The 25225-nt window shown below is 71.7% G+C and carries 24 protein-coding genes; 17 read left to right on the top strand and 7 right to left on the bottom strand.

The window, feature by feature from the left end:
• Window positions 1-228 precede the first annotated feature (228 nt).
• Entirely contained in the window at window positions 229-1083 is an 855-nt protein-coding gene (locus tag G5C65_RS07350) for a helix-turn-helix domain-containing protein (protein WP_165297822.1), read from the top strand.
• A complete protein-coding gene (locus G5C65_RS07345) occupies window positions 1080-1274 on the top strand; it encodes a DUF397 domain-containing protein (protein WP_338146267.1) in 195 nt (64 codons plus the stop codon). Before G5C65_RS07350 ends, G5C65_RS07345 begins: the two co-directional genes overlap by 4 nt.
• Window positions 1275-1318: 44 nt before the next feature.
• On the opposite strand, the gene G5C65_RS07340 is transcribed toward G5C65_RS07345, so the two are convergent.
• The 3 genes from G5C65_RS07340 to G5C65_RS38435 form a co-directional block, all read right to left on the bottom strand.
• The gene (locus G5C65_RS07340; protein WP_241265615.1) at window positions 1319-4180 is read right to left on the bottom strand and encodes a glycosyl hydrolase 115 family protein; all 2862 of its coding nucleotides are present in this window, start codon (window positions 4178-4180) and stop codon (window positions 1319-1321) included.
• A 204-nt stretch (window positions 4181-4384) separates the two neighbouring features.
• Window positions 4385-4579, bottom strand: a complete 195-nt coding sequence (locus G5C65_RS07335; RefSeq protein ID WP_165297820.1) for a hypothetical protein — start codon at window positions 4577-4579, stop codon at window positions 4385-4387.
• Between the two features lie 207 nt (window positions 4580-4786).
• Window positions 4787-5113 (bottom strand): hypothetical protein, encoded by a 327-nt coding sequence (locus tag G5C65_RS38435; RefSeq protein WP_206441333.1) that lies wholly within the window; start codon window positions 5111-5113, stop codon window positions 4787-4789.
• Between the two features lie 49 nt (window positions 5114-5162).
• Here G5C65_RS38435 and G5C65_RS07330 point away from each other — a divergent pair, with 49 nt between their 5' ends.
• Both G5C65_RS07330 and G5C65_RS07325 read left to right on the top strand, forming a co-directional pair.
• Window positions 5163-5591, top strand: coding sequence for an SDR family NAD(P)-dependent oxidoreductase (locus G5C65_RS07330; RefSeq protein WP_241265614.1), 429 nt, complete (start codon window positions 5163-5165; stop codon window positions 5589-5591).
• Window positions 5592-5663: 72 nt separating this feature from the next.
• Window positions 5664-6080, top strand: a complete 417-nt coding sequence (locus tag G5C65_RS07325; RefSeq protein ID WP_165297819.1) for an amidohydrolase family protein — start codon at window positions 5664-5666, stop codon at window positions 6078-6080.
• Window positions 6081-6189: 109 nt separating this feature from the next.
• Here G5C65_RS07325 and G5C65_RS07320 read toward each other — a convergent pair whose 3' ends face one another.
• Together G5C65_RS07320 and G5C65_RS07315 are read right to left on the bottom strand one after the other, a co-directional pair.
• Window positions 6190-7476, bottom strand: a complete 1287-nt coding sequence (locus tag G5C65_RS07320; protein ID WP_165297818.1) for a cytochrome P450 — start codon at window positions 7474-7476, stop codon at window positions 6190-6192.
• Window positions 7477-7516: 40 nt separating this feature from the next.
• Window positions 7517-8872, bottom strand: a complete 1356-nt coding sequence (locus tag G5C65_RS07315; protein ID WP_165297817.1) for a type I glutamate--ammonia ligase — start codon at window positions 8870-8872, stop codon at window positions 7517-7519.
• A 286-nt stretch (window positions 8873-9158) separates the two neighbouring features.
• Here G5C65_RS07315 and G5C65_RS07310 point away from each other — a divergent pair, with 286 nt between their 5' ends.
• The 10 genes from G5C65_RS07310 to G5C65_RS07265 all read left to right on the top strand — a co-directional run bounded on the left by G5C65_RS07310 (window position 9159) and on the right by G5C65_RS07265 (window position 19341).
• A complete protein-coding gene (locus G5C65_RS07310) occupies window positions 9159-9347 on the top strand; it encodes a ferredoxin (RefSeq protein WP_165297816.1) in 189 nt (62 codons plus the stop codon).
• Between the two features lies 1 nt (window position 9348).
• Window positions 9349-10587 carry an NAD(P)/FAD-dependent oxidoreductase gene (locus G5C65_RS07305; RefSeq protein WP_338146266.1) on the top strand — a complete coding sequence of 413 codons (1239 nt, stop codon included), beginning with the start codon at window positions 9349-9351 and terminating at the stop codon, window positions 10585-10587.
• A 12-nt stretch (window positions 10588-10599) separates the two neighbouring features.
• The gene (locus G5C65_RS07300) at window positions 10600-11427 is read left to right on the top strand and encodes an acetoacetate decarboxylase family protein (protein ID WP_165297815.1); all 828 of its coding nucleotides are present in this window, start codon (window positions 10600-10602) and stop codon (window positions 11425-11427) included.
• A 51-nt stretch (window positions 11428-11478) separates the two neighbouring features.
• Window positions 11479-12939, top strand: a complete 1461-nt coding sequence (locus G5C65_RS07295) for an aldehyde dehydrogenase (RefSeq protein WP_165297814.1) — start codon at window positions 11479-11481, stop codon at window positions 12937-12939.
• Window positions 12932-13852 (top strand): 3,4-dihydroxyphenylacetate 2,3-dioxygenase, encoded by a 921-nt coding sequence (locus tag G5C65_RS07290; protein WP_165297813.1) that lies wholly within the window; start codon window positions 12932-12934, stop codon window positions 13850-13852. The genes G5C65_RS07295 and G5C65_RS07290 overlap by 8 nt, the downstream gene beginning before the upstream one ends.
• Window positions 13845-14690 (top strand): fumarylacetoacetate hydrolase family protein, encoded by an 846-nt coding sequence (locus tag G5C65_RS07285; RefSeq protein ID WP_165297812.1) that lies wholly within the window; start codon window positions 13845-13847, stop codon window positions 14688-14690. The genes G5C65_RS07290 and G5C65_RS07285 overlap by 8 nt, the downstream gene beginning before the upstream one ends.
• Window positions 14691-14759: 69 nt before the next feature.
• The gene (locus tag G5C65_RS07280) at window positions 14760-15431 is read left to right on the top strand and encodes a TetR/AcrR family transcriptional regulator (RefSeq protein WP_165297811.1); all 672 of its coding nucleotides are present in this window, start codon (window positions 14760-14762) and stop codon (window positions 15429-15431) included.
• Window positions 15432-15597: 166 nt separating this feature from the next.
• Window positions 15598-17052 (top strand): amino acid permease, encoded by a 1455-nt coding sequence (locus tag G5C65_RS07275; protein ID WP_165297810.1) that lies wholly within the window; start codon window positions 15598-15600, stop codon window positions 17050-17052.
• 73 nt (window positions 17053-17125) lie between these two features.
• Window positions 17126-18616 carry an aldehyde dehydrogenase gene (locus G5C65_RS07270; protein WP_165297809.1) on the top strand — a complete coding sequence of 497 codons (1491 nt, stop codon included), beginning with the start codon at window positions 17126-17128 and terminating at the stop codon, window positions 18614-18616.
• On the top strand, window positions 18613-19341 hold the full coding sequence (locus G5C65_RS07265; protein WP_165297808.1) for a gamma-glutamyl-gamma-aminobutyrate hydrolase family protein: 729 nt from the start codon (window positions 18613-18615) through the stop codon (window positions 19339-19341). The genes G5C65_RS07270 and G5C65_RS07265 overlap by 4 nt, the downstream gene beginning before the upstream one ends.
• A gap of 198 nt (window positions 19342-19539) precedes the next feature.
• On the opposite strand, the gene G5C65_RS07260 is transcribed toward G5C65_RS07265, so the two are convergent.
• Complete coding sequence (locus G5C65_RS07260) at window positions 19540-20112, bottom strand: MarR family winged helix-turn-helix transcriptional regulator (protein WP_165297807.1); 573 nt, start codon at window positions 20110-20112, stop codon at window positions 19540-19542.
• Between the two features lie 150 nt (window positions 20113-20262).
• Window positions 20263-21288 (bottom strand): helix-turn-helix transcriptional regulator, encoded by a 1026-nt coding sequence (locus tag G5C65_RS07255; RefSeq protein ID WP_165297806.1) that lies wholly within the window; start codon window positions 21286-21288, stop codon window positions 20263-20265.
• Window positions 21289-21518: 230 nt separating this feature from the next.
• On the opposite strand from G5C65_RS07255, the gene G5C65_RS07250 reads away from it, so the two are divergent.
• From G5C65_RS07250 to G5C65_RS07240, 3 genes are read left to right on the top strand one after another with little or no spacing between them, the layout of a single operon-like run.
• Window positions 21519-22553: a sugar ABC transporter substrate-binding protein gene (locus G5C65_RS07250; RefSeq protein ID WP_165297805.1), complete on the top strand. Its 1035-nt coding sequence runs from the start codon at window positions 21519-21521 to the stop codon at window positions 22551-22553.
• Between the two features lie 9 nt (window positions 22554-22562).
• Window positions 22563-24212 carry a sugar ABC transporter ATP-binding protein gene (locus G5C65_RS07245; RefSeq protein ID WP_165297804.1) on the top strand — a complete coding sequence of 550 codons (1650 nt, stop codon included), beginning with the start codon at window positions 22563-22565 and terminating at the stop codon, window positions 24210-24212.
• On the top strand, window positions 24209-25189 hold the full coding sequence (locus G5C65_RS07240) for an ABC transporter permease (RefSeq protein WP_165297803.1): 981 nt from the start codon (window positions 24209-24211) through the stop codon (window positions 25187-25189). Before G5C65_RS07245 ends, G5C65_RS07240 begins: the two co-directional genes overlap by 4 nt.
• Window positions 25190-25225 lie beyond the last annotated feature (36 nt).

Below are 25225 nucleotides of genomic sequence, written 5' to 3'. Positions count from 1 at the left end.
GCGTGCTCGTTCGCGAGGTGCCGGGTCCAGAGCACCCTGGCGTCCGCCGCCCTGGACGGATCCGCGCGGATCAGGTCCGCGAGCGCCTGCTGATAGCCCGAGCAGACCATGCAGCCCGGGTAGGGGGTGGGGGCCAAGTCGAGTTCCATGTACGTCACTTCCCGCTTGCTCGCTGTGCTGCGTTGAATCGGCTACCAGCATCCGCAGGGCGCCCTACGATTACCAGTAGTGACGGTGCGCGACGGAATGTGGAGCGTGTGGCATATGCCGGGACGAGCGGATGTGGACCCCAGCGAGGGACCGGAGCAGTACCTCGGCTATCTCGTGCAGGAGGCGCGGATCAGGAACGGCTGGAGCCAGGAGGAGCTGGCCGCGAAGCTCTTCGTCTCCCGTACGCGGGTGTCCAAGATCGAGACTGGCACGGAGCCCCCGAACAGGGACCTGGCGCGAAGGACCGAGACGACCCTGGGGCTGGGGCCGGTGGTTGAGCCGCTGGCCAAGATGATCCAGGAGAAGGTCGTCCGGGACTACGCGGAGGCGGCGATCCGGCGGCAGGCGGGAGCGCAGAACATCCATCAGTTCCACACGATGATTCCTGGGCTGCTGCAGACCCGTGCGTACGCGAGAGCGGTGATGCGTGCGGCGGACCCGAGCATCGGCGAGGAGATTGAGGGGTACCTCGACCTCCGGATGGAGCGGCAGGAGGTGCTGAGGGATGCCTTCGCCCCGTGGTACGTGGCGGTCATAGACGAGGGCGCTGTCCGCCGGGCCGTAGGGACGCAGGCCGAAGCGGTCGACCAGTTGGAGCATCTGCTCGATGTCTCCGAACTCCCCAACGTGCGGGTGCAGGTGCTTCCGTTCGCGGCACCCACGCAGCCGGGGTCACTGATGCTGATGACCATGCCGAACGGTGACCGGTGCGCGTACAACGAGGGCATCGCGACCGGGCTCTTCACAGAAGAACCGAACGAGGTGGCCCGGTTTCAGCGAGTGTACGATCACCTGCACGGTGAAGCTCTGAGCCCCAGGGCAAGCCTGGATCTCATCAGGGAAGCCATTCAACGCACAGAGGTGAGCAAGTGACCGAGAACATCGGACCGATGTGGCGTACGAGCAGCTACAGCAATGAGGCGGGCTCTGAATGCGTCGAGGTAGCGGACAATCTCGCGGCCGTCCTGATCCGGGACACCAAGGACCACACCATGGGCACCCTGACCGCGAGCCCCGAGGCGTGGTCCGCGTTCGTCGGCGGCGCGAAGGCGGCTGAGCTGTAACCCGCCCCGTCCCAAGGGAACAAGAGCCCGGCCCCACCGTCACCTCAGGCGGTGGGGCCGTTCCCTTTGTCGAAGCGCGGGTGATAGCTCTCCGGTGGTGCCAGGTACGTGTCGGGCAGCCCTCCGGTGTCGACCACTATCTGGTCGACGGCGATCGCGGGATCCACCATGAACAGGCGAAGACTGTGCTCTCCTGCCTGCGCCACGGTCACCTCGCCCGTCAGCTTCTCCACCCCCTCGGTCACGTTCCGCTCCCATGCCTCGCCGCTCGCCTCGGCCTGCCCCGCCAGGACGGAGACCTCTCCGTCGTCCAGGGCGAGGGCGACCCTGCGGTGGCCGCGCTGGTCGAGGGAGGGCAGGCGGAAGACGGTGACGGGGAAGGTCCCGGTGCTGGTGAACCGCACCCGGTAGCGCAGTTCGGGCGCGCGCGCCGCGATGTTCTCGGTGACGGGGGCGGCCGTCGACGGGGCGGTGTGTACGGCCGCCGCGTGGCGGCCGAGTCCGCGCACCGTCTCCCACCGGGCACGCCCCCTCCGTGCGTGGTCGTCGAAGTGCGCGGCGACGATGGAGAGGTATCCGTGGGCCTCCACGAAGCCGCGGGCGTCCCGCCGCGCCCGCTCTCCGGCGTTGTGGACCCGGAGGAGAACCCGTTCCTGACCGCCTGCTCCGCTGAAGGTCACGGTCGCCTCGTGCGTCCCTTCGGGCACCCGCTTCCAGTCGATCTGCGCCCAGATCCGCTGCTGGTCCGTGATGTTTCCGTGCGTCGAGGAGAGGCGGACCCAGGGGCGGCTCGCTCTCGCTCTCCACCCGAATTCCGCGAAGCCGGTGTTGTAGACGTCGATGAAGCGGCGGTCGCGCGTGTAGGAGGAGAAGAGGAGCGGCCGGTCCGCGCCCGCCTCGTTCCCTTCGGCGGCCAGGCCGAGCCCCGAGGCGGTGCTGCGCTCCACCCGGGACACTTCCGGTCTGCCCGGTGCCTTGGGAATCTCGGTGGGGTAGGGATTGACGATCCCGTCCCATTTCCCGTCGGCTGTCCGGGTGTTGTAGTGCCTGGTGATCTTCTGTTCGGCCGCGTGGGCTTCCTCGGCCAGGTCCGCGTAACGGTTGGTCCCTGCGCCTCGCTTCTGCCGCACCGCGAGGGCGTTGCGGTCGGCCCGGTCGTACTTCAGGTTCATCAAGTACGCGCCGTGCACCGGGTACTCGACCAGTTCGTAGAACGCATCCCGGTACGCGTCGGGCAGGGTGGCCCCCAACTGCCGGACCCGATCCAGCAGATGGCGGTACGCGGACATGCGGCGGGCGCCCTCGTCGCCGTGGTGGATCAGTGAGAAGAGGCCGGGCTCGATGAACTCGGGGCGCCGTCCGGCCGCCAGGCGGTAGTACTCCGCGCGGATCGCCGCGATGGCGCGGCCGTGGCGCCGGCCGAACTGCCGTCCCGCCCACTCCGCCATGCGCTGCTCGACGTTCGCGGCCTGCCAGCGGTCCACGTCCCAGGCCATGTCCATACAGAACGACAGGCCGTTCTCGATCGACTTGAGGTCGCCGACGTTGAAGATCCACATGCGGTCGACACCGTGCTCGTACACGCGGCGCAGCTCTTGCCAGACCTTGCTCATCTGTGTGGTGTCGAGCCAGAGATAGCTCTTGGGCGCGCCCCAGTAGGACAGGTGGTAGTAGATGCCGTTGCCGCCCGCGCGCTCCTGCTCCTCGGCGTTCGGGAGCTGGCGCATGTTGCCGTGGTTGTCGTCCACCCAGATCAGCGTGACGTCCTCGGGGACCTTCACCCCCGCGTTGTACAGCTCCAGGACCTCCTTGTACGGGATGAAGATCTGCAGCTCCGCCGCCTCGCCGACTTCCTCGGTGAGGATCCGCCGCTGGTCCTGGATGATGTCGTTCATCACCTCGACCTTCTCCGGGACCGTGTCCGCGTAGCGCGTTTGGATGCCCGAATCGTGCAGACCGCGCATGCCGACCGTCCAGCAGCTCTCGAACCCGGCGTTCTGCTTCGCCCGGGCCCGCCAGTAGTCGGAGATGACGCGCGGATTCACCGTGTAGTCGTACTCGGGCAGGCTGCCGTCGCCGCCTCGGTGTTCCTCGGCCCAGGGCTCCCATTCGTGCACGCCGTTGCGCAGGATGGCTTCGGGGTGGCTGGAGCCGATCACGATGCCGTAGCGGTCGGCGAGTTCCGGGTTGGCGCGGTATTTGTTGAAGAAGTCCGAGTAGGGATGCATGGCAGGCCACAGGTAGTTGGCCTTGAGCCTGAGCAGCAGCTCGAAGACCCTCTTGTACGTCTCCGGGCCGATGTTCTTGTCCGGCTCCTGCGTTCGGTGGGACCACGTGGTCAGGTTCTGCTCGTCGTTGATGAAGATTCCCCGGTACCTCACGGACGGCTCGCGCCGGAGGAAGGGACCGGCGGGGACCGAGATGCTGTCCCTGCGCTCGACCGGAACGTCGGCCCACCAGTGCCAGGGGGAGACACCGATGCGCTCCGAGGTGTCGTAGACCCCGTACACGGTGCCGCGCCGGTCGCTGCCCGCGATCACCAGGGCCCGTCCGATGCCGGGCCGCGGCCGGTCCACGACCTGCGTCACCGACGCCTCCCAGCGCCCCTCGACGCCGGAAGCGTCCAGGCGCCGCCGGGCGAGAAGGCCGTCGATGACCGCGTTGCTCCCCACGGTTCCCACCACGAGCAGGGCCCCGGCCCGCTCCGGCACGCTGCGCACCAGCCGGGGCCGCACGTCACTCACCCGTTCGATGTCCGCCAGCAGCGCGCGGGCGGCGAGGACGACGGCCGGATCGTCGGCCCGGTCCACATACACCGCGACGGCAGCCCCGTCCCGCACCAGGAAGAACTCACCCTCCCCCTGCTCCGCGGCAGCGGCGTCGGCGGGGGCAACCGCCTCCGCCATCAGCGGCATTGCGCCGGCAGTCGCCATTCCCCGGAGGAACGCCTTGCGCGTCCACCGACGCGGCTGCCCCGGCTCGGCCTCGTGCGACACCACGAACCACCTCTCCGCGTGACGGCGGGACAGGCCCGCTCTCCACGCCCCAGTGGAGCAAGAGCTTCCACAGTATGAAACCTGTACAACCGTGACCGAAAATTTTCGATCACATCAGAACATCGAGCGGGCGTCGCTCGGCTCCCGCAGCGCCCACTCTCCCCGTGCCCCCGCCTGCCGGGCGACCGCTCGCAGCAGGGGGCGGCTCAGCCCGCCGGCCGCCAGGATTCCGGCGACCCCGGCGGCGCAGCACGCCGCGAGAACGATCACGCCCTCCGCGTTGAACGACGAGCCGCCGCCGGCCGGCATCGCCGAACCCCCGCACCGGAGCCCGGCCGCGACGGCCGTAGGTCCGGCGGCGGTCCAGGACGGCGGAGGCCGCGGTGATCCCGGCCGAGGTGATGGCGACCGCGAACGTCACCGCGAGCACCACCCGGGTGAGGGTGGTGAAGTCCCTGCCGAACCGTGCGTCGGACCAGTTCAGGTCGATCCCGGTGACCGGGTACTGGTCGGGGATCAGGCCGGTCGGCGCGGTGCGGGCGCGGTGCGGGCGCGGTCCAGCTCGGCCGGGCCGCCGGACACGGTGGCGGTGACCTGGCCGCGCGCCACCCCGGCCCGGCCGGCGGGCGCAGCGGCTTCGGGCTGGTCGGCCTGCGCGAACGCGTCGAAGCGGCGATCCGGGTGCTGATCGCGGACGACCAGGAGCTGGTCCGCATGGGCTTCCGGCTGATCCTCGGCGCCCTGGCCACCGGAGATGTCCGACTGCTGATCAACAACGCCGGAGCGGGCGGCTACGCCCCGCTCACGGATGTCGCCCCGGACGAGGTCGGCCGGCTGGCTCACCCTCAACTCCGCCGCCCCGATCCAACTGGCACGCGCCGCCCTGCCCGGCATGCTCGCCGCCGGCGCGGGCGCCGTCGTCAGTGTGGCCTCGCTGCTGGCGTTCAGCGGCGGCTGGCACGACCCGCACCTGCCGCAACGCACCCTGTACGCGGCGGCCAAGGCCGGCACCGTCGCCTTCACCCGCACTCTGGCGGGCGAACTCGCGGAGACCCCGGTGCGCGCGCAGGTGGTCTGCCCCGGCATCGTGGCCACGGACTGGAACGGCGGCTCCGGCCGTGGCGTCCCCTCGGCGATGTCCCCGGAGGACGTGGCCTCGGCGAGCCTGGCGGGCCTGCGCCTGGGCGAGACCGTCTGCGTCCCCGGCCTGGAGGGGCGGGACGCCGGGCTGAAGGCCCTGCAGGACGCGGAGAGCGCCCTGCTGAGCGGCGGCGCCGGCCCGTACCCCGCCACGCGGTACCAGCAGCCGGCGCAGTCCTGAGGAGGCGGGATATGGCACCCGTCATCGACTTCCATTCCCACATCCCCTTGAGGCGGAAGTGGCCCGGCAGGCATGGGACCACAACGTGGTTTCCGGGTTCGGCGCTATTCCGCCGTCCCCGCAGGCCGCCGTTTCCAGGCCGAGATACTCGACCCGGCCGCACACGTCGCCGCCATGGACCAGCGGGGCATCGATGTGGAGGTCGTCTCCAGCAGTACGGTGAACGCCGGCTGCGAGTGGGCCGGCCCGCGCACCGACCTGGCCCTCAACCAGCGTCTCAACGACGCCGACGCCCAGGCGCAGCAGGCCCACTCCGGCCGGGTGCTCGGCAGCATCACCCTGCCGCTGCAGGCGCCCGGCCTCGGTACTCCGGGCGCTCGTCGGGCGGGTCGGGGCCGACGGCTTCGTCGAACGCTGCCCGGACCTCTCCCCCGAACAGGTCACTGCCGTCAAGGGCTCGACCGGAGCCCGGCTGCTGGGACTCGGTGACGAAGGAACTGAGGTGGCGGTGTCACCGGGGCAGGAAGGGCCTGCGCGGCGCTGAGACCGGCGGCCGGTTCGTCGTGCTTCCCCACGCCGGAGGGTGCTTCCCGGCCGTTCAGGCGAGTGCGACCTCGACCGGCAACTTCTTGATGCCGTTGACGAAGTTGGAGCGGACCCGCGGAACCTCGCCGGTCAGGCGGATGCCGGCGATCCGCGGAACGAGCTCCTCGAACATGATCCGGATCTCGGTGCGGGCGAGCAGGTTGCCCAGGCACAGATGAGGGCTGCCCTTGCCGAAGGTGACGTGGTCGTTGTCGGCGCGGCTGACGTCGAGGGCGTAGGGGGTGCCGAACACCTCCTCGTCACGGTTGCCGGAGGCGAACCACATCACCACCTTGTCGCCCGCCTTGACGCGCTTGCCGCCGAGTTCGACGTCCCGGGTCGCCGTGCGCCGGAAGTGGTACACCGGTGAGGCCCAGCGCAGGAATTCCTCGACCGCGGTCGGGATGAGCGAGGGGTCTTCCTTGAGCCGGGCCAGCTGCTCGGGGTGCTGGAGGAGGGCCAGCATGGAGTGGGAGATGGTGTGGCGGGTGGTCTCGTTGCCCGCCACGACCAGCAGGAGGAAGTAGTTGTCGAAGTCCCGCGAGGAGAGGGGGACGCCGTCGCGCGGGGTGGTGTTGACCAGCCTGGAGACCAGGTCGGTGCCGTCGCCGCCGCGCCGCCTGCGGGCCAGCTCCCGCCCGTAGGCGAAGACCTCGAGCGTGGCGGGGGAGCGGAAGGGCAGGTCGCGGTACTGCTCGCTCTCCTCGCTGTGCAGCAGCACGTCGGCGTAGTCGGGGTCGGTGTGGCCGATGATGCGGTTGCCCCAGTCGATGAGTTGCTGGTTGTCCTCCGGTGGCACGTCGAGCAGCCGGGCGAGGACGTTGATGGGGAAGTCGGCGGCGACGTCAGCGACGAAGTCGAAGGCGCCCTTGGCCAGGGCCGCGTCCAGGGTCGTCGCGGTCAGACCGCGCAGGAAGTCGCTGTAGCTGTTGATGACACCGGAGCCGAACTGGCGCTGGATCAGGCTGCGCAGGGCGCGGTGGCGGACGCCGTCCAGCTCCAGGATCGAGGCGCGCCTCTTCATCTGGTCGTCGTCGACCTCTTCGAGGTTGACAAACCGCGTGGAGGTGAAGGTGTCCGGGTCGCGGTCGACACGGACGATGTCAGCGTGCCGGGTGACGGCCCAGAAGCCGGAGTTGGGCGCCTCCTCGGGCTGCCAGTGGACCGGGTCTTGGTGGCGCAGGGTGTGGAACATCCGCCAGGGGGCGACCTCGTCGGTGAAGTTGTCCAGGTCGGCGAGGTCGACGTCCGCCAGCGGCATCGGTTCGCTGACGGCAGCGGCCAGGGTCGTCTCGGTCATCGGTGGCTCCTCGGCATCACAAGGGGGGCGCAGCGGGGTGTCACAGGTGGTAGGCGTACTCGATGAACTCCCAGTCGGTGACGTGCCGCCCGAAGCGTTCGGCTTCGTTGCGCTTGTAGGTGAGGAAGGACGTGGTGAAGCCCTCGCCGAGCTGCCCGGTCAGTGCGGTGTCCGTCTCCAGCGCGTCCAGCGCGGCGGGCAGGTTCGTCGGCAGGACCGCCGCCTTGCCGGTGTCGTAGCCGTAGCCCTCCAGCGGGGCGGGTGGCTCCTCGCCGGCCTGGACGCCGAGCAGCGCGGCGGCGACCGTGCCGGCGATCAGCAGGTAGGGGTTGGCGCTGGCGTCGCCGAGACGCAGTTCGAGGCGCGCGCCGGAGCCGCGCTCGGGCGGGATGCGGACCATGGCGCTGCGGTTGTCCAGCCCCCAGTCGATCAGCCAGGGCGCGAGTGTGTCGGGGCCGAAGCGTTTGTACGAGTTGACCGTCGGGTTGGCCAGTGCGGCGAGCGCGGGCGCGTGGGCGATGACGCCCGCGACGGCGTGCCGGGCGATGGCCGAGAGGCCGTACGTGCCCGTGGGGTCGTCGAAGGCGATACTGCCGTCGGCGTGCTCGCAGGACAGGTGGAGGTGGAAGCCCGAGCCGCCCGCGTCGCCGAAGGGCTTGGCCATGAAGGTGGCGAGCCTGCCCTCCAGGCGGGCCAGTTCCTTGACGGCGGCCTTGAAGCGGAAGGAGCGGTCGGCGGCGTCCAGGGCGTGGGAGTGGGTCAGGTTGATCTCGTACTGGCCGCCGTCGAACTCGTGGTTCCCGGCGATGGCGCCGATGCCCAGGTCGCGCAGGTTCCGCAGAGTGCGCAGCAGGTGGTTGCCGGGGTCGGCGCGCAGCCCGGCGGTGTAGACGGCGCCCGTGGTCTCCGGGGCGCGGCGCCAGCCGGTGGGGCTGCCGGGGGCGGGCTCCAGCAGGAAGTACTCCAGCTCCGGGCCGACCACGGGCCGCAGCCCGTGCTCGGCGCACCGGGCCAGAACGGTGCGCAGCAGGTCGCGCGGTGACTCGGCGGCCGGGGCTCCGGCCACCGGCTCGGTGACCTCGCCGAGGCAGGTGGCGACGCCCGGCTCCCAGGGCAGCACGGTCAGCGTGGACAGGTCGGGGCGTACGGTCACGTCCGGCAGTCCCGCGTCCAGCCCGCCCGCGACCGGGACGACGTCGCCCTGCGGGCTGGTGTGGTACACGGCCTTGCAGAAGGCCAGGCCGTGGTCGCAGGCCGACGGCAGGTGGTCCACCAGGACGTCGCGGGCGCGGTCGGTGCCGATGAGGTCGGGATACGTCACCCGGACCACGTCGACGCCCTGGGCCGCGAGCCATTCCATGTGCCGGCGGATGTCTGGAGTGTCGTGAGCGCTCACCGCGAGTCTCCTTGGGCGCCATTTCATTTGATCCCGAACGGTATGAAGGGAGCCGCTGTCCCGCAAGGGGGGCGGCGCGAAAACTTATCCACCTGGACAGGTATTGACCAGGCCCCGGAGGCTTCCTATCTTGTTTGAAGCCAAACGAGTAGGGGGTGCGGATCCCGCACCCCTTTGGCCGGAGGGCCCGGCCGGAGCACGGTCGGGCCCTCCTTCCCTCCCTCCAACACCCGCGTCTTTCGTTCAAGCCGCCGCATCGACGCCCTCACACTCAGGAGGACCGGCCATGAAGGTCGTCGTCGACATGACCAAGTGCCAGGACCACGGCCAGTGCGTCTTCGCTGCCCCCGACGTCTTCCGGATGGACGACGGGGGACATCTGGCCCATATCTCCGACCCGGACGACGCGCTGCGCGACGAGGTCGAGGAGGCGGCGGACGTATGTCCGCTGCAGGCCATCCGGATCGAGGACTGACGTGAGCGCCCGCATCGTCGTGGCCGGGGCCGCCCTGGGCGGCCTGCGTGCGGCCGAGCAGCTCCGGGCCACCGGCTGGACCGGCCGGATCACCATCGTCGGCGACGAACCCCACATGCCCTACAACCGGCCTCCGCTGTCCAAGGAGGCCCTGGTCGGCAAGGCCCCGTTCGAGTCGCTGACCTTCACCCCGAAGGCTTCCGCGGCGGACGTGGAGTGGCGGCTGGGCACGAAGGCCGTCGCTGCCCGCCTCGACGAGCGGGCCGTCGTACTCGACGACGGCTCGACGCTCTCCTACGACGGGCTCGTCGTCGCCACCGGTATGCGCCCCCGGCGCCTGCGCTGCCCCGGCCCGCTCGCCGGCCGCCACACGGTCCGCACGCTCTCGGACGCCCGGGGCCTGCGCGACGAGCTGACCCGGCCCGGCGCCCGGGTGGTCGTGGTCGGCGCCGGCTTCATCGGCTGCGAGGTGGCCGCCACGGCGGTCGGTCTCGGTGTTGCCGAGGTGACGGTCGTGGATCCGCTGCCCCTGCCGCTGCTCGGCCCGCTCGGCGAACTCCTCGCCCGCGCGCTGCTGAAGCGGCACGAGGAGCGCGGCGTACGCTTCGCGCTCGGCGCGGGCGTCACCGGGTTCGAGGGCCGCCACCGCGTGCGAGGCGTCGCACTGAGCGACGGCACCGTCCTTCCCGCCGACGTGGTCGTGGAGTCGGTCGGCTCCCTCGCCAACACCGAGTGGCTCGACGGCAACGGTCTCGACCTGTCCGACGGAGTGCTCACCGACGAGCACCTGCGGGTCGGCGGTCGCCCGGACGTGGTGGCCGTGGGCGACGTGGCCCGATTCCCCAACGCCCGCTACGACGGCGTACCCCGCCGGGTGGAGCACTGGTCCATCCCGGCCGACACCGCCAAGCACGCCGCGAAGGTGCTCGTCGCCCATCTCGCAGGCGCAGGCGCAGGCGCAGGCGCCGGCACCGGCTTGGCGCCGTTCGCTCCGCTGCCCACCTTCTGGAGCGACCAGCACGAGTTCCGCCTGCAGTCCTTCGGTGCCCCCGTCCTCGGCCTCGGTGACGTACGGGTTCTGGACGGCGACCCGGACGGCCACCCGGACGGGGACGTGCTCGTCGGCTACCACGCGGGCGGCCGGCTGGCCGGGGTCGTGGCCCTCGGCGGCCGGGCCGCCGCGTCCGCCGCCGCCCGCTGGCGTGCCCGACTGCTGAAGCAGCCCGCCCTCACCGTGTAAGGAGCTCTCGCCATGACCAGTGTCCGCGGTTACTTTCACCCTAAGACGGCGACGGGCGCTTCCTCCCTCATCCCGTCCCCGCCGTGGCGCTACTCCGGTGACCTGCTCACCGTCGAGTACCGCACGGATCCCGCCCGGGTGCGTGAGCTGCTTCCCCCGCCGCTGGAGCCGGCGGACGAGGACCCGGGGGCGGTCGCGCTGGTCTGGGCCGACTGGCAGTCGTGCTCACCAGCGGGGGAGGAGCTGCTCGACCCCGTGCGCTCCCAGTACAAGGAGGCGTTCGCGGTCGTCCGGTGCACGTACCGGGGCCGGACCTACTCGCGCTGCGTCTACATCTGGGTCGACAAGGACTTCGCGATCGCCCGCGGGCTGCACCAGGGGTATCCGAAGAAGCTCGGGTCCATCCACCAGACGCGGCCGCATCCGTACGGGCCCGCCCCCCGGATCGAGGCGGGGGCCCGCTTCGGGGCGACGCTCGCCGCCGCCGACCGACGGCTCGCTCAGGCGGTGGTCACCCTGCGCGGGCCGGCGGAGACGAACGGCTTCGTCAACGGGCACCCGATGGCCCACCACCGCTGGCTGCCTTCGATCGAGAAGGGCACGGGCGACAAGGGCACGGGGCTCGCGCTGGACGAGCTGATCGAGTCCGGTGCGGACTCCTTCCAGGGGGGGCAGCCGTGGGTCGGCGACGCGGAGCTGGAGCTGTTCGAGGCGCCCACCGAGGAGCTGGCCCGGCTGGAGGTCCGGGAGCCGATCGCCGCGTACTACCGCCAGGTGGGCGTGGTGTGGGACGGCGGACGGCTGCTGGAGTCCGGTACGTCGGCAGCGTCCGCCGGGTGACCCTTGCCCCTCGTATGTACCCCTACCCCTCGCATGTACGGAGCCCTACCCATGGCTGACAGGATCACCGTCGCCGGCGTCTCCGTCGACGCCCGGCACTGGATCGGCGGCGCACGTGTCGCCTCTGCCGAGAAGTTCACCGACCACTCGCCCATCGACGGCGGCGTCCTCGGGGAAGTCGCCCGCGGCGGCCCCGCCGAGGCCGAGGCCGCTGTGGCCGCCGCCCGGGCCGCCTTCCCCGCCTGGGCCGCGACCTCCCGCACCGAACGCGCCCGCCTCCTGCACGCCATCGCCGACGGCGTGGAGAAGCGGCTCGACGAGCTGGCGATCGTCGAGACCACGGACAACGGCGCTCTCCTGCGCTCGCACCGCCGGGGCGTGATGCCACGGGTCGCCCACAACTTCCGCTTCTTCGCGGACTGGTTGCTGACTCTGGAGCACGACGACTTCGACACACGCGGTCACACCAACCACGTCAGCTGGGACCCGGCGGGCCCCTGTGTGCTGATCACCCCGTGGAACGCCCCGCTGATGCTGGCCAGCTGGAAGGTCGCCCCGGCCCTCGCCGCCGGCGACACCGTGGTGCTCAAGCCCGCCGAGTGGTCCCCGCTGACGGCCTCGATGCTGGCCGATATCGCAGCCGAGGCCGGGCTGCCCGCCGGCGTGCTCAATGTCGTCCAGGGGTACGGCGCCGAGGTCGGGGACGCGCTCACCTCGCACCCGGACGTGCGGCGGATCAGCTTCACCGGCTCGGTGCCGACCGCGCGGCACATCGCCGCGTCGGCCGCGGCGAACCTCACCCCGCTGAGTCTCGAACTCGGCGGGAAGTCGCCCCTGCTGGTGTTCGCGGACGCCGACCTCGACCTGGCGGTCGGCCTCGCGGTGGAGCAGTACGACAACGCCGGGCAGGTCTGTCTGGCGGCGACCCGCATCCTGGTCGAGGAGCCGGTCGCCGAGGAGTTCACACGGCGATTCGTGGAGCGGGCCGGGCAGCTCACCCAGGGCGACCCGCGGGACCGGGCCACCGACATCGGACCCACCATCCACCCCCGTCAGCTGGAGAAGATCGACGGTTTCGTGCGGCGGGCGGTCGGTGCCGGGGCCCGCGCGGTCGTCGGCGGGCACCGCAAGGACGGGCAGTACTACACACCCACGCTCCTCACCGATGTCGCCCAGGACTCGGAGATCGTCCAGGAGGAGGTCTTCGGCCCGGTCCTGACGCTCCAGACCTTCGCCGACGAGGACGAGGCGGTCCGGCTCGCCAACGGCACCCGCTTCGGCCTCGCCGCCACCCTCGCCACCGGCGACCCCGAGCGCGCCGAGCGCGTCACCGCGCGGCTCGTCGCGGGCACGGTCTGGGTCAACTGCTTCTTCGTCCGGGACCTGCGGGCGCCGTTCGGCGGCTCCCGGCAGTCCGGCACCGGCCGCGAGGGCGGCACCTGGAGCTTCGACTTCTACTGCGACCTGAAGAACACCGTGACCGCCCCGGAGGGATGGACCGACCATGGGTGAGATCGTCGGCGCGGGCCTGCTTGCCCACGTCCCCACCATCGTGCTGCCACAGGCCGAGCGGCTGGAGCTCAACGAGGGCAAGGAGATCACCCTCGTCACCGGCCTGCGGCAGCTCCGCGAGGAGGTCTTCGAGCGGGACGACTACGACACCGTCGTCGTCCTCGACTCCCACTGGGCCACCACCGTCGAGTTCGTCGTCACCGCCCAGCCGCGCCGCGCCGGCCTGTTCACCTCCGAGGAGCTGCCGCGCGGCATGTGCCGGATGCCGTACGACTTCCCCGGAGACCCCGAACTCGCCGACAGCATCGCGAAGTTCGCCGACAGGCACGGCACCTGGATCACCCCCGTCGACGACGCGTACCTGCCGATCTACTACGCCACCGTCAACCTCTGGACATTCCTCGGCGAGGGCCTGCCCGACAAGCGGTGGGTGTCCATCGGCGTCTGCCAGACCGGCGACATGGAGGACCATCTGCGCCTCGGGCGCGCCCTGGCCGACGGCATCGCCGCCGTCCCCGGCCGACGGGTCCTGCTGATCGCCTCGGGAGCCCTTTCCCACACCTTCTGGCCGCTGCGCGAGATCCGCGACCACGAAGCCAGCGACCCGGCGCACATCTTCACACCCCAGGCCCGCGAGGCCGACTGCGAACGCATCGCCTGGTTCAAGGAAGGCCGCCACGACAAGGTCCTCAACACCATGGACACGTTCTGGAAGTTCAAGCCCGAGGCGAGGTTCTTCCACTACCTGATGATGGCCGGGGCCCTCGGCGAGCAGACCTGCGTCGCCAGGGCCCGGCAGTACGGCGAGTACGAGAATTCCGTCGGCACCGGCCAGGTCCATCTCTGGTTCGACCGCCCGGCCGACGGCTGGACCGCGCCCCACACCCCCGTACAGGAGTCCGCCCATGCCTGAGTACCGCCGTATCCTGCTCGACGGCGCCGCCGTCCAGGTCACCGTCGAGGGCGCTGAACTCGTCGCCGGCGACGGCCGCCGTGTCCGGACCGACGAGGCGCACCACCTGCCCCCGGTGGCCCCGTCCAAGGTGATCGCCGTCCACCTCAACCACCGCAGCCGCGTCGAGGAGTTCCGGACAGCCCTGCGCGACACCCCCACCTACTTCCACAAGCCGGTCTCCGCCCTCAACTCCCACCAGGGCGCCGTCGTCCGCCCCGAGGGCTGCACGTGGCTCAACTACGAGGGCGAGGTCGCCATCGTCGTCGGAAGGACCGCGCGGAACATCTCCCCGGACGAGGCGGGCGAGTACATCGCGGGCTACACCGTCGCCAACGACTACGGGCTGCACGACTTCCGCGACACCGACGCGGGCTCCATGCTCCGCGTCAAGGGCTCCGACACCCTCTGCCCGCTCGGCCCCGGCCTGGTCACCGGCTGGGACTTCCACGGCAAGCGGCTGCGCACCTACGTCAACGGCGAGGTCGTCCAGGACGGCTCGACCGCCGAGATGAAGTGGGACATGCACTACCTCGTCGCCGACATCGCCCGCACCATCACCCTCTTCCCCGGTGACGTGCTCCTGTCGGGCACGCCTGCCAACTCCCGTCCGGTACAGCCCGGCGACGTCGTCGAGGTCGAGGTGGAGGGCCTCGGCAGGCTCACCAACCGCATCGTCACCGGCCCCACCGCCATCCGCGCCGACGTCGGCGCCCAGCCCACCGAATCCGAGGAGGTCCTGTCCACCGCGCTGGGCGGCGACTGGGAATTCCGCGGCATCAGGCCGCCCCGGCGCTGAACGGCGGTGCGACCGCGCGGCCCGCACGAGCGGGCGGGACCGCGCTCAGGGGCAGATAGGGTCGCAGCCATGACCGACTCCGCGGACGCCTCCACCGGCCGACGGCCAGGCAAGCGCCTGCAGTACGGGGAGGGGCGGGAGGCCCTGCTGAACGCCGCCGTGCGGGTGGTGGACCGGGGCGGGCTGCGCAAGCTCACCTACCGGGCGGTCGCCGAGGAGGCCGGGGTCACCCACGGGCTCGTCGTACACCACTTCGGTTCCCGCGACGCGCTGATCGAGGAGGCCCTCGCCCATGCGATCCGCACCTCGCTGAGCACCAGCGCGCTCGAACCCGGCACCGGCAAGGTCACGGACTTCTCGGCGGGGCTGTCCGACATGGTCACGGCGGACCCGGGCATCCAGGCGTTCCAGTACGAGCTGCTGCTCGAATCACGCCGCAGGCCCGAGCTGCTGCCGCAGATCCGCGCCCTGTACGACGAGTACTTCGACGCCACCGAGCGCGAACTGGAGCGCATGCTCTCCGGCGGCGCGAACCGCGCCCTGACCCGGCTGGTCTTCGCCGCCCTCGACGGCCTCGTACTCCACCAGCTCGTCTTCGGCGAGCCGGCGACCACCGACGCCGCCGTGGAGGAACTGCGCTCACTGCTGCGGTCGCGCGCGGCGGACGAGGCCGTCTCCGGGAGGGACGGCGGGAAGAGAACCGGGTCCGCCTCCGGGGACGGCGCCGGACCGCGCGGCTGACGCGTCCGGCCGCGCTCCACCGGGGTTGCGGCCCGTGAGGAACCGCACGTGGCGCGGGAATCCCCGCGCAACTACTTGTCAGACGGATAGTTCCGGACCACTATAGGGCAACTCGTTTGGCCTGAAACGAAATGCTCCTCCCTCCTCCTCTGGCAGGTGATGTCGCGTGGACAGTCAGACGGCGGTCAGAACCCGGACCGCGGCCGACGCCTCCACCGCAGGCAAACTCAAGCCCGGCGCCCTCGGGGTCCTGGGTATCCTCTTCTTCGTTCTCTCCGCCCAGGCCCCGCTGACCGGCATCGCCGGCGCCCTCCCGATCGCCGTCGCCATCGGAAACGGGCCCGGAGCGCCCGTCGCTTATCTCGCGGCCGGTGTGATCACCCTGCTGTTCGCGGTCGGCTACGTGGCCATGAGCCGGCACGTGGTGGATGCCGGTGCCTTCTACACCTACATCGGCAAGGGCCTGGGCAGGCCGCTCGGCATCGGCAGCGCCGGGGTCGCGCTGTCCGCCTACTGCGCGATCCAGGCCGCCATGTACGGGCTGTACGGGGCCGGCGTGAGCGGCCTGGTCGCCGACCACACGGGCCTTGACCTGCCCTGGTGGGCCTGGTCGCTGGCCACCATGGCGGTCGTCCAGGTCCTGGGAGCCGCAGGGATCGAGATGGGCGCCAAGGTGCTGGCCGTCTTCGTTCTGGCGGAGTTCAGCATACTGACGGTCTTCTCCCTGGTGACCTTCTTCAAGGGGGGCGGGCCGGAAGGGCTCGCCTTCGCGGACTCCTTCTCACCGGAGGCCGCCCTGCAGGGGACTCCGGGCGTGGCGCTGATGTTCGCCGTGGCGTCGATGATCGGTTTCGAGGCCACCGCCATCTACGGCGAGGAGGCGCGCGAACCCCGCAGAACGGTTCCCCGGGCCACCTATCTGGCCGTCGCCGTCGTCACCGGCTTCTTCGCCTTCACCTCATGGATGCTGATCTCCGCCCACGGTGCCTCGAAGGCCGGCACGACCGCGGGCGCGGCGCTGGACGGCGACTCGACGGAGTTCGTCTTCGCCCCGATCGCCGCCCAGTTCGGGACCTGGGTGAACGACCTCCTGCCGATCCTGCTGGCCACCTCGCTCTTCGCCGGCATCCTCGCCTTCCACAACTCCGCCAACCGCTATCTGTTCTCGCTCAGCCGCAACGGGCTCCTGCCCAGGAGGCTGTCGTCGATCAACCGCCGGCACGCGCCCGGCGTGGCCGGTCTCGTCCAGACGGGCATCGCCGTCCTGCTGGTGGCCCCCTTCGCGCTGACCGGCAAGGACCCCGTGCTGACCCTGTTCTCCTGGTTCAGCGCGGTGGCGGTCCTGGGGGTCATGGTGATGTACTTCCTGACCTCGGTCTCCGTGATCGCCTTCTTCCGGCGGGAGCGACTGGACACCCGCCCCTGGAACACGCTGATCGCTCCGGGGCTGGGCGCCCTGTGCATCATCGGTGCGGTCTGGCTGATCGTCTCCAACTTCACCACCCTCATCGGAGGCGACCGGACCACCGCCGCCTGGCTCGTGCTCAGCGTTCCAGCGGTTCTGGCCCTGGGCTACGCCACCGCCCGGCTGACCGGTGGCAGGGCGAGGGCCGACACCTGACCCGGCGAGTCCTTGTTGGCGTCCTCCACGCCCGATATTGTTTGGGATCAAACGTAATGAGGGGAGGCCACGTATGCCGGAGATCACCCACGACGAGTGGCTGCGCCGCGCCAAGGCCCTGGAGCCGTCCGGCGCGCACCACGTCGACGGTGCCGACGAGCCCGGCTCAGGGGCGACGTACGCCGCCGTCTCGCCCCGCGACGGCCAGCTGCTGGCACAGGTCGCCGACGGCGGTGCCGCGGAGGTGGACGCGGCCGTCGCCGCCGCCCGGCGGGCCTTCGACTCCGGGCCGTGGCCGCGCCTGGCGCCCGCGGAGCGGGGCCGGGTCCTGATCCGTATCGCCGATCTCCTCGAAGAGCGGCGCGAGGAGATGGCGCTGACCATCAGCCTGGAGATGGGCAAGCCCGTCACGGACGCGTACGCCATCGAACTGCGCGCCGCGATCAGCACCTTCCGCTGGTACGGGCAGCTGGCGGACAAGCTGGCCGACGAGTCCCCGCACACCGCGCCGGACGCCCTCGCCCTGGTCACCCGTGAGCCGACGGGTGTCGTCGGCGCGGTCGTGCCGTGGAACTTCCCCCTGACGCTGGCAGGCTGGAAGATCGCCCCGGCGCTGGCCGCGGGTTGCACGGCCGTGCTGAAACCGTCGGAGAACTCCCCGCTGTCCGCCCTCCTGCTCGGCCGGATCGCCACCGCGGCCGGGCTCCCGCCCGGCGCGCTCAACGTGGTCGCGGGCAACGGACCGGTGGCCGGACGCGCACTCGGACTCCACCCCGACGTCGACGTCCTCGCCTTCACCGGCTCCACCGCCGTGGGCCGCCACTTCCTGCACTACGCCGCCGACTCCAACCTCAAACGGGTCTGGCTGGAGCTGGGCGGCAAGTCGCCCAACATCATCCTGCCCGACGCCCCCGACCTGGAGCAGGCCGCTGCCACCGCCGCCTGGGGCATCTTCTTCAACCAGGGAGAGATGTGCACCGCCCCCTCCCGGCTGCTGGTGCACTCCTCCGTCGCCGACCAGGTCACCGAGGCCGTCGTCGAGCGGGCCCGCGCCCTGCGCGTCGGCGACCCCCTCGACCCCGCCACCGGGATGGGCGCACTGGCCGGCGAGCACCACCTGAGCCGCGTACGGGAGCACATCGCCGCCGGACGTGACGAGGGAGCGCGGCTGCGCCACGGCGGCGGCCGTACCCTCACATCCACCGGAGGCACGTATCTGGAACCCACCGTCTTCGACCGGGTGGACCCGAGCATGCGGCTGGCCCGCGAGGAGATCTTCGGCCCCGTCCTGTCCGTGCTCGCCTTCGACGACCTGGACGAGGCGGTGCGGCTGGCCAACGCGACCGAGTACGGCCTCGCCGCGGGCCTGTGGACCTCCGACCTGTCCACGGCCCACCGGGTCTCCCGGGCCCTGAGGGCCGGCACGGTCTGGGTCAACTGCTACGAGGAGGGCGACCTGACCGTCCCCTTCGGCGGCATGAAGCAGTCCGGCAACGGCCGCGACAAGTCCGCGCACGCCATCGAGAAGTACACCGAGCTCAAGACCGCCTGGATCCAGCTGTGACCACGTCCCCACGGCCGCTGATCGCCGTCCCGGCCCGCTTCTCCGCCACCACCTCGGCGCTGCGGTACGCCGCCGAGGTCAGCGCCCGCGCGCTGACCGAGGCGGTGTGGCGGGCGGGCGGCGAACCGGCGACCATCCACCCGGCCGACCCCGCCGGCACCGACACGTCCGCCCGCCTCGCCCGCTTCGACGGCGTCCTCCTGCCCGGCGGCGGCGACGTGGCCCCGCACCGCTACGGCGTCACCGACGCGCACGGCAGCGTGTACGACGTCGACGGCCTCCAGGACGCCTGCGACCTCGAAGTCGCCCGCCGGACACTGGATCTGGGCCTGCCCCTGCTCGCGGTCTGCCGCGGCCTGCAGGTCGTCAACGTCGTGCTCGGCGGCTCCCTGGAGCAGGACATGGGCGGCCCGGAGCGCGAGCACCGCCATCTCGTGCACCCGGTGGCCGTACGGCGCGGCACCTTGCTGGAGCGTGCGACAGGCGCGGAGAAGGCGGAGGTCTCCTGCTACCACCACCAGCGGGTGGACCGCACCGGAACCGGTCTCACGGTCACCGCTCGCGCGGCCGACGGCACCGTGGAGGGACTCGAAATCCCCGGCGCCCGGGGGTGGTTCACGGCCGTTCAGTGGCACCCCGAGGACACCGCGCACGAGGACCCCGCCCAGCAGGGCCTGTTCGACGCGTTCGTACACGCCGCCCGCGGCGGATCATGCGGTAGGTGAGGGGCTGCCCCCGCCGGTGCGTCGCAGGCTGCGGCTGCTTCGTGGCTGGGCGCGCAGTTCCCCGCGCCCCGAAGGGGCGTTTCAGGGGCGCGGGGAACTGCGCGAGCAACCAGGCACTCAGCCGCAGACTGCGATGTACAGGCAGGGGCAGCCCCTGTCCAGTCCCCAGAAGAAGGGCACGGCAAGATTCGCCGGACCTCAGCTCTTCGGCCGGCGTCCGCTGCGGCGCCGCGCCGGCGCGGCACCGTCGAGGAGGGCGAGGCGGCGCTCCTCCCCGTGTTCCTCGACCTGGAGCACCACCTGCCGCAGTGTCTCCGCGAGGCCCCGGCACTCCCCGGCAGTGAGCCGCTCGGTGACAAAGGCTTCCTCGTCGTTGAACGCCGGGAACACCTGCCGCATCAGCGCCTCGCCCTCGTCGGTGAGACTGAGCAGCACCAGCCTGCCGTCGCTGGGGTGCGAGGACCGCCGGATCAGGCCCCGCCGCTCCAGCGTCCGCGAGACCCCGGTGAGCGTCCCCTTCGACAGGCCCGCCTCCTCCGCCACGTGCCGGGTCTCCGACTCGCCCCAGACCCAGACCACCCACAGCACCACGAAGGCCGTCCAGGTCAGATCGGCGCCGCGCAGGACGGAGTTCTCCAGATGCTGCCGGACCGCCGAGGCGGCACGGTGGATGTTGGCGACGGCCGCCATCTGGTCCCGGCGCAGCGGAAAGCCGCCGAGCTTGGCCGCGGCCAGCTTCTCAGCTTCGGCGATTGATCGGTGGCCGGGCATGGGCTCGCTCCTTCAACGCTTGAGGCGCACTGCGGTGGATCTCCGATGCGCTTCCGGGTGTCGTTCGGAATCAAAGTGTACGGAGCGACAGCAGACCGGGGCCGGAGACTCGGCTGACAGCCCGCGCACAGCGCGACACCCTCCGCTCGTTCACCGCTCGACGAAGAACGCGAGGTGGTCCGGTGCCGGGCGGAGCAGGCCGTCGCGGACCGCGAGGGCGGTGGCCTCGGCGCGGGAGGCGGAACCGGTCTTGCGGAGCATGTGCTCGATGTGGCTGTGCACCGTCCGCAGGGACAGGAACAGCGCCTGGGCGATGGCCTGGTTGGTCTGCCCCGTGGCCGCGCGGGTGAGTACCTCCAGCTCCCGTGGGCTGAGTCCGTACGGCGGTTCCGTGGGCGTCTCGTGGATCAGTACCGCGTCCGCCGGTATCCCCGGGCCCGGCCGGTGCCGGTGGAGGGCGACGCGGTACCAGGCGTCCCCGGTCGGCCACAGCAGCCGCACCCGGTGTCCGGCCGTCCCGGCGAAGGCGTGGAGCAGGCTGTGCAACGCCTCGTCCCGCAGCACCCGGGGGCGGTCCCTGCCGGGCAGGTCGATCACCGCCTCGCCGGTCACGAGGCTCGCCCCGCCGTCCGCGGGGAGGCCGTGCAGATCTGCGGCGCGGGTCACCGGATCGGCGAGCGCCGCGAGGGCCGGCAGGACGGAGGCGAGCAGGAGGCGCTCCTCGGTGTCGTAGGCGTCCGGGCTCTCCGTGGACAGGTGCACCAGGCCGACCAGGCGGTTGCCGTGCCGCAGGGCTCCGGTCACTCCGTCGCGGAATCCGGCCGGGTGGACCCGCTCGGCGTAGAACCAGCCCTGGCGGAAGCGCGGTCCGAACTCCTCGGGGTCCTCGGTGTCCGCGGAGATGGACGGCGGCAGCTCCCGCCGCATGACATTGCGGTACCACGGCGTCGTCACGAACTCGCCGGCCAGGGCCTGCGAGGTCTCGGCTGTGTAGCCCCTCCCCGCCAGCTGACGGTGGGCGCCGGTCAGCGGGTCCAGCACGAGCAGTGTCGCCGCGTCCAGGGGGAGAGCGCGGGAGAGTTCGCTCAGGGCCTCGTCGCAGGCGGAGACGGTGTCGGGTTCGCGGGTGAGCATGCCGATGCGGGCCGCCGCCGCGACCTGGTGGTGGCTGAGCATGCGAGCCTCCGGGGAGCGGCTCGGGACCGGTTGGTCGTTTGGAGCCTAACGATAGGGGTGTGGTCCATGCCGGACAAGGCGTCCGCCGCTTCGTCACGCGATGGATCCCCGACCGTGTGAGCTCACCGAGTCGGTATTTGTACGGATGGTGCAGCGGCGCCCCGGGGGCTTTCCTGTTCGGCACAGCCGGACGCCCGCCGCAAGCGGGCCCGCCCCTGGGAGAGTCCGCCATGAACACCCACGGATCCGCCGCCGTCCCCACAGCCTCGCGCCGGCAGTTCCTCGCCTGCTCCGGCGCCGCCGCGGCGGCCACCGCGCTCACCGCCGCAGGATGCTCGGCTCCGCCGAGCGCGTCGTCCTCGGCCAGTGGCCCGGCCTCGGGCGGCACGGACCTGACGGAGATCGGCTTGGACTACCCGTTCACCCAGCTCCCGCTCTACAGCACGCTCGTCAAGCTCTCCACCGCCGCCGCGAAGAAGCACGGCATCTCCCTGCTGACGACGAACGACGGCGCCGTCGCCGACACACAGGCCACCAATCTCCACACCTGGGTCGCCCGGAAGGTGCCCGCGATCGTGTCGTTCCCCATGGTCTTCGAGGCCACCGAACCGATCGCCAAGGCGGCCCTGGACGCGGGGCTGATCTGGGTGACGTACGGCGGTTCGCTGGAGCACCAGAGCGCCGACATCCAGTTCGGCTTCCGCAAGGGCGGCACCCTGCTCGGCGAGGCGGCGGCCAAGTGGGCCGAGGAGGAACTCGGCGGGAAGGGCAAGGTCGCCTTCCTCACCGACAACACCATCGAGCTGGGCCGCGAGCGTACCAAGGGCATGGTCGACGCCTTCACCAAGAGGGCGCCGGGGGTGGACGTGGTCGCCCGGGAACAGGCCATCGACCCGGACTCCGCGCTGGCGAGGACCAACGCGATCCTCGCCAAGCACCGCGACCTCAACATCCTCCTCGGCGCTACGGACGCCGCCGCGTACGGCGGTTACAAGGCGCTCCAGCGGGCGGGGCGGGAGAAGGACGACGCGGAGACCTTCGTCGGCGGGCAGGACGGCTCGGTGCCCTCCCTTCAGGCCATCGAACAGGGCACCTTCTACCGGGCCTCGGCCGCCCTGGCGCCCGACGACCTCGCGAACGCCATCGTCGGCGTGCCGCGCGCGGTCGCCGCGGGCCAGGCGAACCCCAGCGCCCAGGTGCCGATCACCCTGGTCGGCCCGGATGACACCGCGACGATCGACGACCTGCTCGCCCAGAACGCGTAGGGGCTCGGTATGACACAGGTGAACCTGCGCACACGCGGACTGAGCAAGTCGTTCGGCGGGGTGCGGGCCCTGGACGGCGTGGACCTGACCGTGCCGACGGGGCAGGTCCACGCCCTGCTCGGGCACAACGGCGCGGGCAAGTCCACCCTCATCAAGTGCCTGGGCGGCGCCTTCCCGCCGGACGCGGGCACGATCGAGGTCGGCGGGACGTCGTACACCCGGCTGAGCCCGCGCGAGTCGATCGACGCGGGCATGGCGATCATCTTCCAGTCGCTGAGCGTGGTCGGCGCGCTGACGGTGACGGAGAACATCTTCCTCGGCCAGGAGCGGGTCCGGTACGGCCGCATCGACCGCCGCGCCCAGGAGGAGGCCGCCGCCGGGCTGCTGAAACGGGTCGCCGCCATCTGCTCCCCGCGCGATCGGGTGGCTGAACTGCCCCTGGGGCAACGGCAGTTGGTCGAGATCGCGAAGGCGCTCAGCCGCCGCGCTTCCGTACTGGTGCTGGACGAGCCGACCGCCGCCCTGTCCGCCGCCGAGAGCGACGCACTGGCCGAGCGCGTCGAGGACCTGCGGGCGCAAGGGCTGGCCATCGTGTACGTCACCCATCTGCTGTCGGAGGTCGAACGGCTCGCGGACGCGGTGACCGTACTGCGCGACGGGCGCGTCTCCCACCACTCCGCGGTGGCCGGGCACAGCCGGCGCGAGCTGGTCGAGGCGATCGCGGGAGGGCCGCCGGAGCAGACGCGGGAGAACCCCGGCGGGCACCCGCGCGAACCGGCATGGCCGGCCGGTCCTCCCCGCCTCGCCGTGGAGGCCCTGCGAGGTCCCGGCTTCGGCCCTGTGAGCCTCACGGTCGCCGAGGGAGAACGCGTCGCTCTCTTCGGGCTCATCGGCTCCGGCCGTACGCGCCTGCTGGAGACCCTGTTCGGCAGGCGCCGTACCACGGGCGGCACGATCCGTGTCGGGGACCGGACCGTGACCGCCGCCCGGCCGGCCGAGGCGCTGGCCGCCGGGATCGCTCTCGTCCCGGCCGACCGGCGCGCACAGGGCCTGTTCCCCGGGCTCGGCGCGCAGGACAACGCGCTGCTGCCCTCGATCCGTCCCCTCGCCCGGACCGGGGTGCGGGCGCTGCGCGCCGAGCGCCGCGTGTTCGGCGCGCTGGCCGAGGCGGTGGGGCTGCGACCCGCCCGGCCACGGCTGCCCGCAGCCGCGTTCTCCGGCGGCAACCAGCAGAAACTCGTTCTCGGCCGGTGGATCAACGAGGTCCGGCAGCTGGACGTCCTGCTGCTGGACGAGCCGACACAGGGCGTGGACGTCGGCGCCCGGCAGGAGATCTACCGGGTCGTCTCCTCGCTCGCCGCCGACCGGGGCGCGGCTGTGCTGTTCGCCTCCAGCGACCCCGAGGAGGTCGTCTCCCTCGCCGACCGCTGCCTGATCATCGCCGCCGGCCGTGTCGTCACCGAGTTCTCCGGCCCCGAACTCACCGAAGGGGCCCTGCTGTCGGCCGTCCACGACGCCGACACCAGTACCGCGGGCACGGGAACGGGCGCGCGCGCCGATGCCGATGCCGATGCCGATGCCGATGCCGATGCCGAGGGTGGCACGGCCAGGACCAGCGGCACCAGCACCGCCACCCCGCCCGCCGAAGGAGCGCCATGACCGCCGCCGACTCCGCGCTCACCCGCCCGCGCGTGCCGCTCGCCCGCGCACTGGCCGTCGTCCGGCGCCAGCCGCTGATCGTCGTGCTCACCGCGATGGTGCTGGCCTTCCAGCTGTCCACGGGCAGCTTCCTCGACCCGGCGAACCTGCGCGGCATCGCCACCGACGCCGCCACCCTGGCCATCGTCGCGGTGCCGGCGGCCCTGCTGGTCATCAGCGGCTACCTCGACCTGTCGGTCGGCTCCACGCTCGCCCTCGGCGGGCTGGTCGCGGGCCGGCTGGCCGGGCAGGGGCAGCCACCCGTCCTCGCCGTCGCGGGCGGGCTGGCCGCCGGGGCTGCGGTGGGCGTGGTGAACGGCTTCCTGTGCTGTTACCTCGGCCTGTCGGCGTTCGTCGTGACACTCGGCATGCTGACCGCCGTACGGGGCCTCGCGCAACAGCTCTTCCCGCTGCCGCTGAGCGGCTTCGGCTCCGGCTTCGCCTGGCTGGGCGGGGCGCGGATCGCGGGCGTCGCCGCACCGGTCGTCATCGCCGCGTTCGTGCTGGCGGCGGGCGCCCTGTTCCTCGCCCTCACCCCGGCCGGCCGGCACATCTTCGCCATCGGCGTCAACCGGGAGGCCGCCCACCTCTCCGGCATCAACATCCGCCGCATACCGTTCACGCTGTTCGTGGTCACGGGCACAGCGGCGGCCCTGGCCGGGGCCATCAAGGCATCGGTGCTGGACAGCGTGGTCGCCGGGACCTCGGGTGCCGGGTTCGAACTGACCGTGCTCACCGCCGTACTGCTGGGCGGGGTAGCGCTCACCGGCGGGTCCGGCTCGATTCCCGGCGTCCTGCTCGGCGTGCTCTTCCTGGGAAGTCTGCAGAACGGCCTGACGCTGCTGGACGTTCCGACGTTCTGGCAGCAGATAACCCAGGGCACCGCCCTGGTGGCGGGCACGGCACTGGCGTACTTCGCACCCAGCACGGCGCGCTGACCGCCCCCGATCCCCGCAGCCTCCCGATCCCGGCAT

The organism is Streptomyces boncukensis (assembly GCF_011045075.1).
GTDB lineage: Bacteria > Actinomycetota > Actinomycetes > Streptomycetales > Streptomycetaceae > Streptomyces > Streptomyces boncukensis.
Note: the sequence above shows the minus strand (reverse complement) of the source record. Positions and strands in the feature narration are given on the sequence as shown.

What these genes read in the sequence shown, in the direction of transcription:
- G5C65_RS07310 (WP_165297816.1), top strand. Translation starts at nt 9,159, where the DNA reads ATGAAGGTCGTCGTCGACATGACCAAGTGCCAGGACCACGGCCAGTGC.
- G5C65_RS07290 (WP_165297813.1), top strand. Translation starts at nt 12,932, where the DNA reads ATGGGTGAGATCGTCGGCGCGGGCCTGCTTGCCCACGTCCCCACCATC.
- G5C65_RS07320 (WP_165297818.1), bottom strand. Translation starts at nt 7,476, where the DNA reads ATGACCGAGACGACCCTGGCCGCTGCCGTCAGCGAACCGATGCCGCTG.
- G5C65_RS07270 (WP_165297809.1), top strand. Translation starts at nt 17,126, where the DNA reads ATGCCGGAGATCACCCACGACGAGTGGCTGCGCCGCGCCAAGGCCCTG.
- G5C65_RS07285 (WP_165297812.1), top strand. Translation starts at nt 13,845, where the DNA reads ATGCCTGAGTACCGCCGTATCCTGCTCGACGGCGCCGCCGTCCAGGTC.
- G5C65_RS07255 (WP_165297806.1), bottom strand. Translation starts at nt 21,288, where the DNA reads ATGCTCAGCCACCACCAGGTCGCGGCGGCGGCCCGCATCGGCATGCTC.
- G5C65_RS07260 (WP_165297807.1), bottom strand. Translation starts at nt 20,112, where the DNA reads ATGCCCGGCCACCGATCAATCGCCGAAGCTGAGAAGCTGGCCGCGGCC.
- G5C65_RS07300 (WP_165297815.1), top strand. Translation starts at nt 10,600, where the DNA reads ATGACCAGTGTCCGCGGTTACTTTCACCCTAAGACGGCGACGGGCGCT.
- G5C65_RS07280 (WP_165297811.1), top strand. Translation starts at nt 14,760, where the DNA reads ATGACCGACTCCGCGGACGCCTCCACCGGCCGACGGCCAGGCAAGCGC.
- G5C65_RS07325 (WP_165297819.1), top strand. Translation starts at nt 5,664, where the DNA reads ATGGGACCACAACGTGGTTTCCGGGTTCGGCGCTATTCCGCCGTCCCC.
- G5C65_RS07330 (WP_241265614.1), top strand. Translation starts at nt 5,163, where the DNA reads ATGCTCGCCGCCGGCGCGGGCGCCGTCGTCAGTGTGGCCTCGCTGCTG.
- G5C65_RS07245 (WP_165297804.1), top strand. Translation starts at nt 22,563, where the DNA reads ATGACACAGGTGAACCTGCGCACACGCGGACTGAGCAAGTCGTTCGGC.
- G5C65_RS07240 (WP_165297803.1), top strand. Translation starts at nt 24,209, where the DNA reads ATGACCGCCGCCGACTCCGCGCTCACCCGCCCGCGCGTGCCGCTCGCC.
- G5C65_RS07295 (WP_165297814.1), top strand. Translation starts at nt 11,479, where the DNA reads ATGGCTGACAGGATCACCGTCGCCGGCGTCTCCGTCGACGCCCGGCAC.
- G5C65_RS07250 (WP_165297805.1), top strand. Translation starts at nt 21,519, where the DNA reads ATGAACACCCACGGATCCGCCGCCGTCCCCACAGCCTCGCGCCGGCAG.
- G5C65_RS07340 (WP_241265615.1), bottom strand. Translation starts at nt 4,180, where the DNA reads ATGGCGGAGGCGGTTGCCCCCGCCGACGCCGCTGCCGCGGAGCAGGGG.
- G5C65_RS07335 (WP_165297820.1), bottom strand. Translation starts at nt 4,579, where the DNA reads ATGCCGGCCGGCGGCGGCTCGTCGTTCAACGCGGAGGGCGTGATCGTT.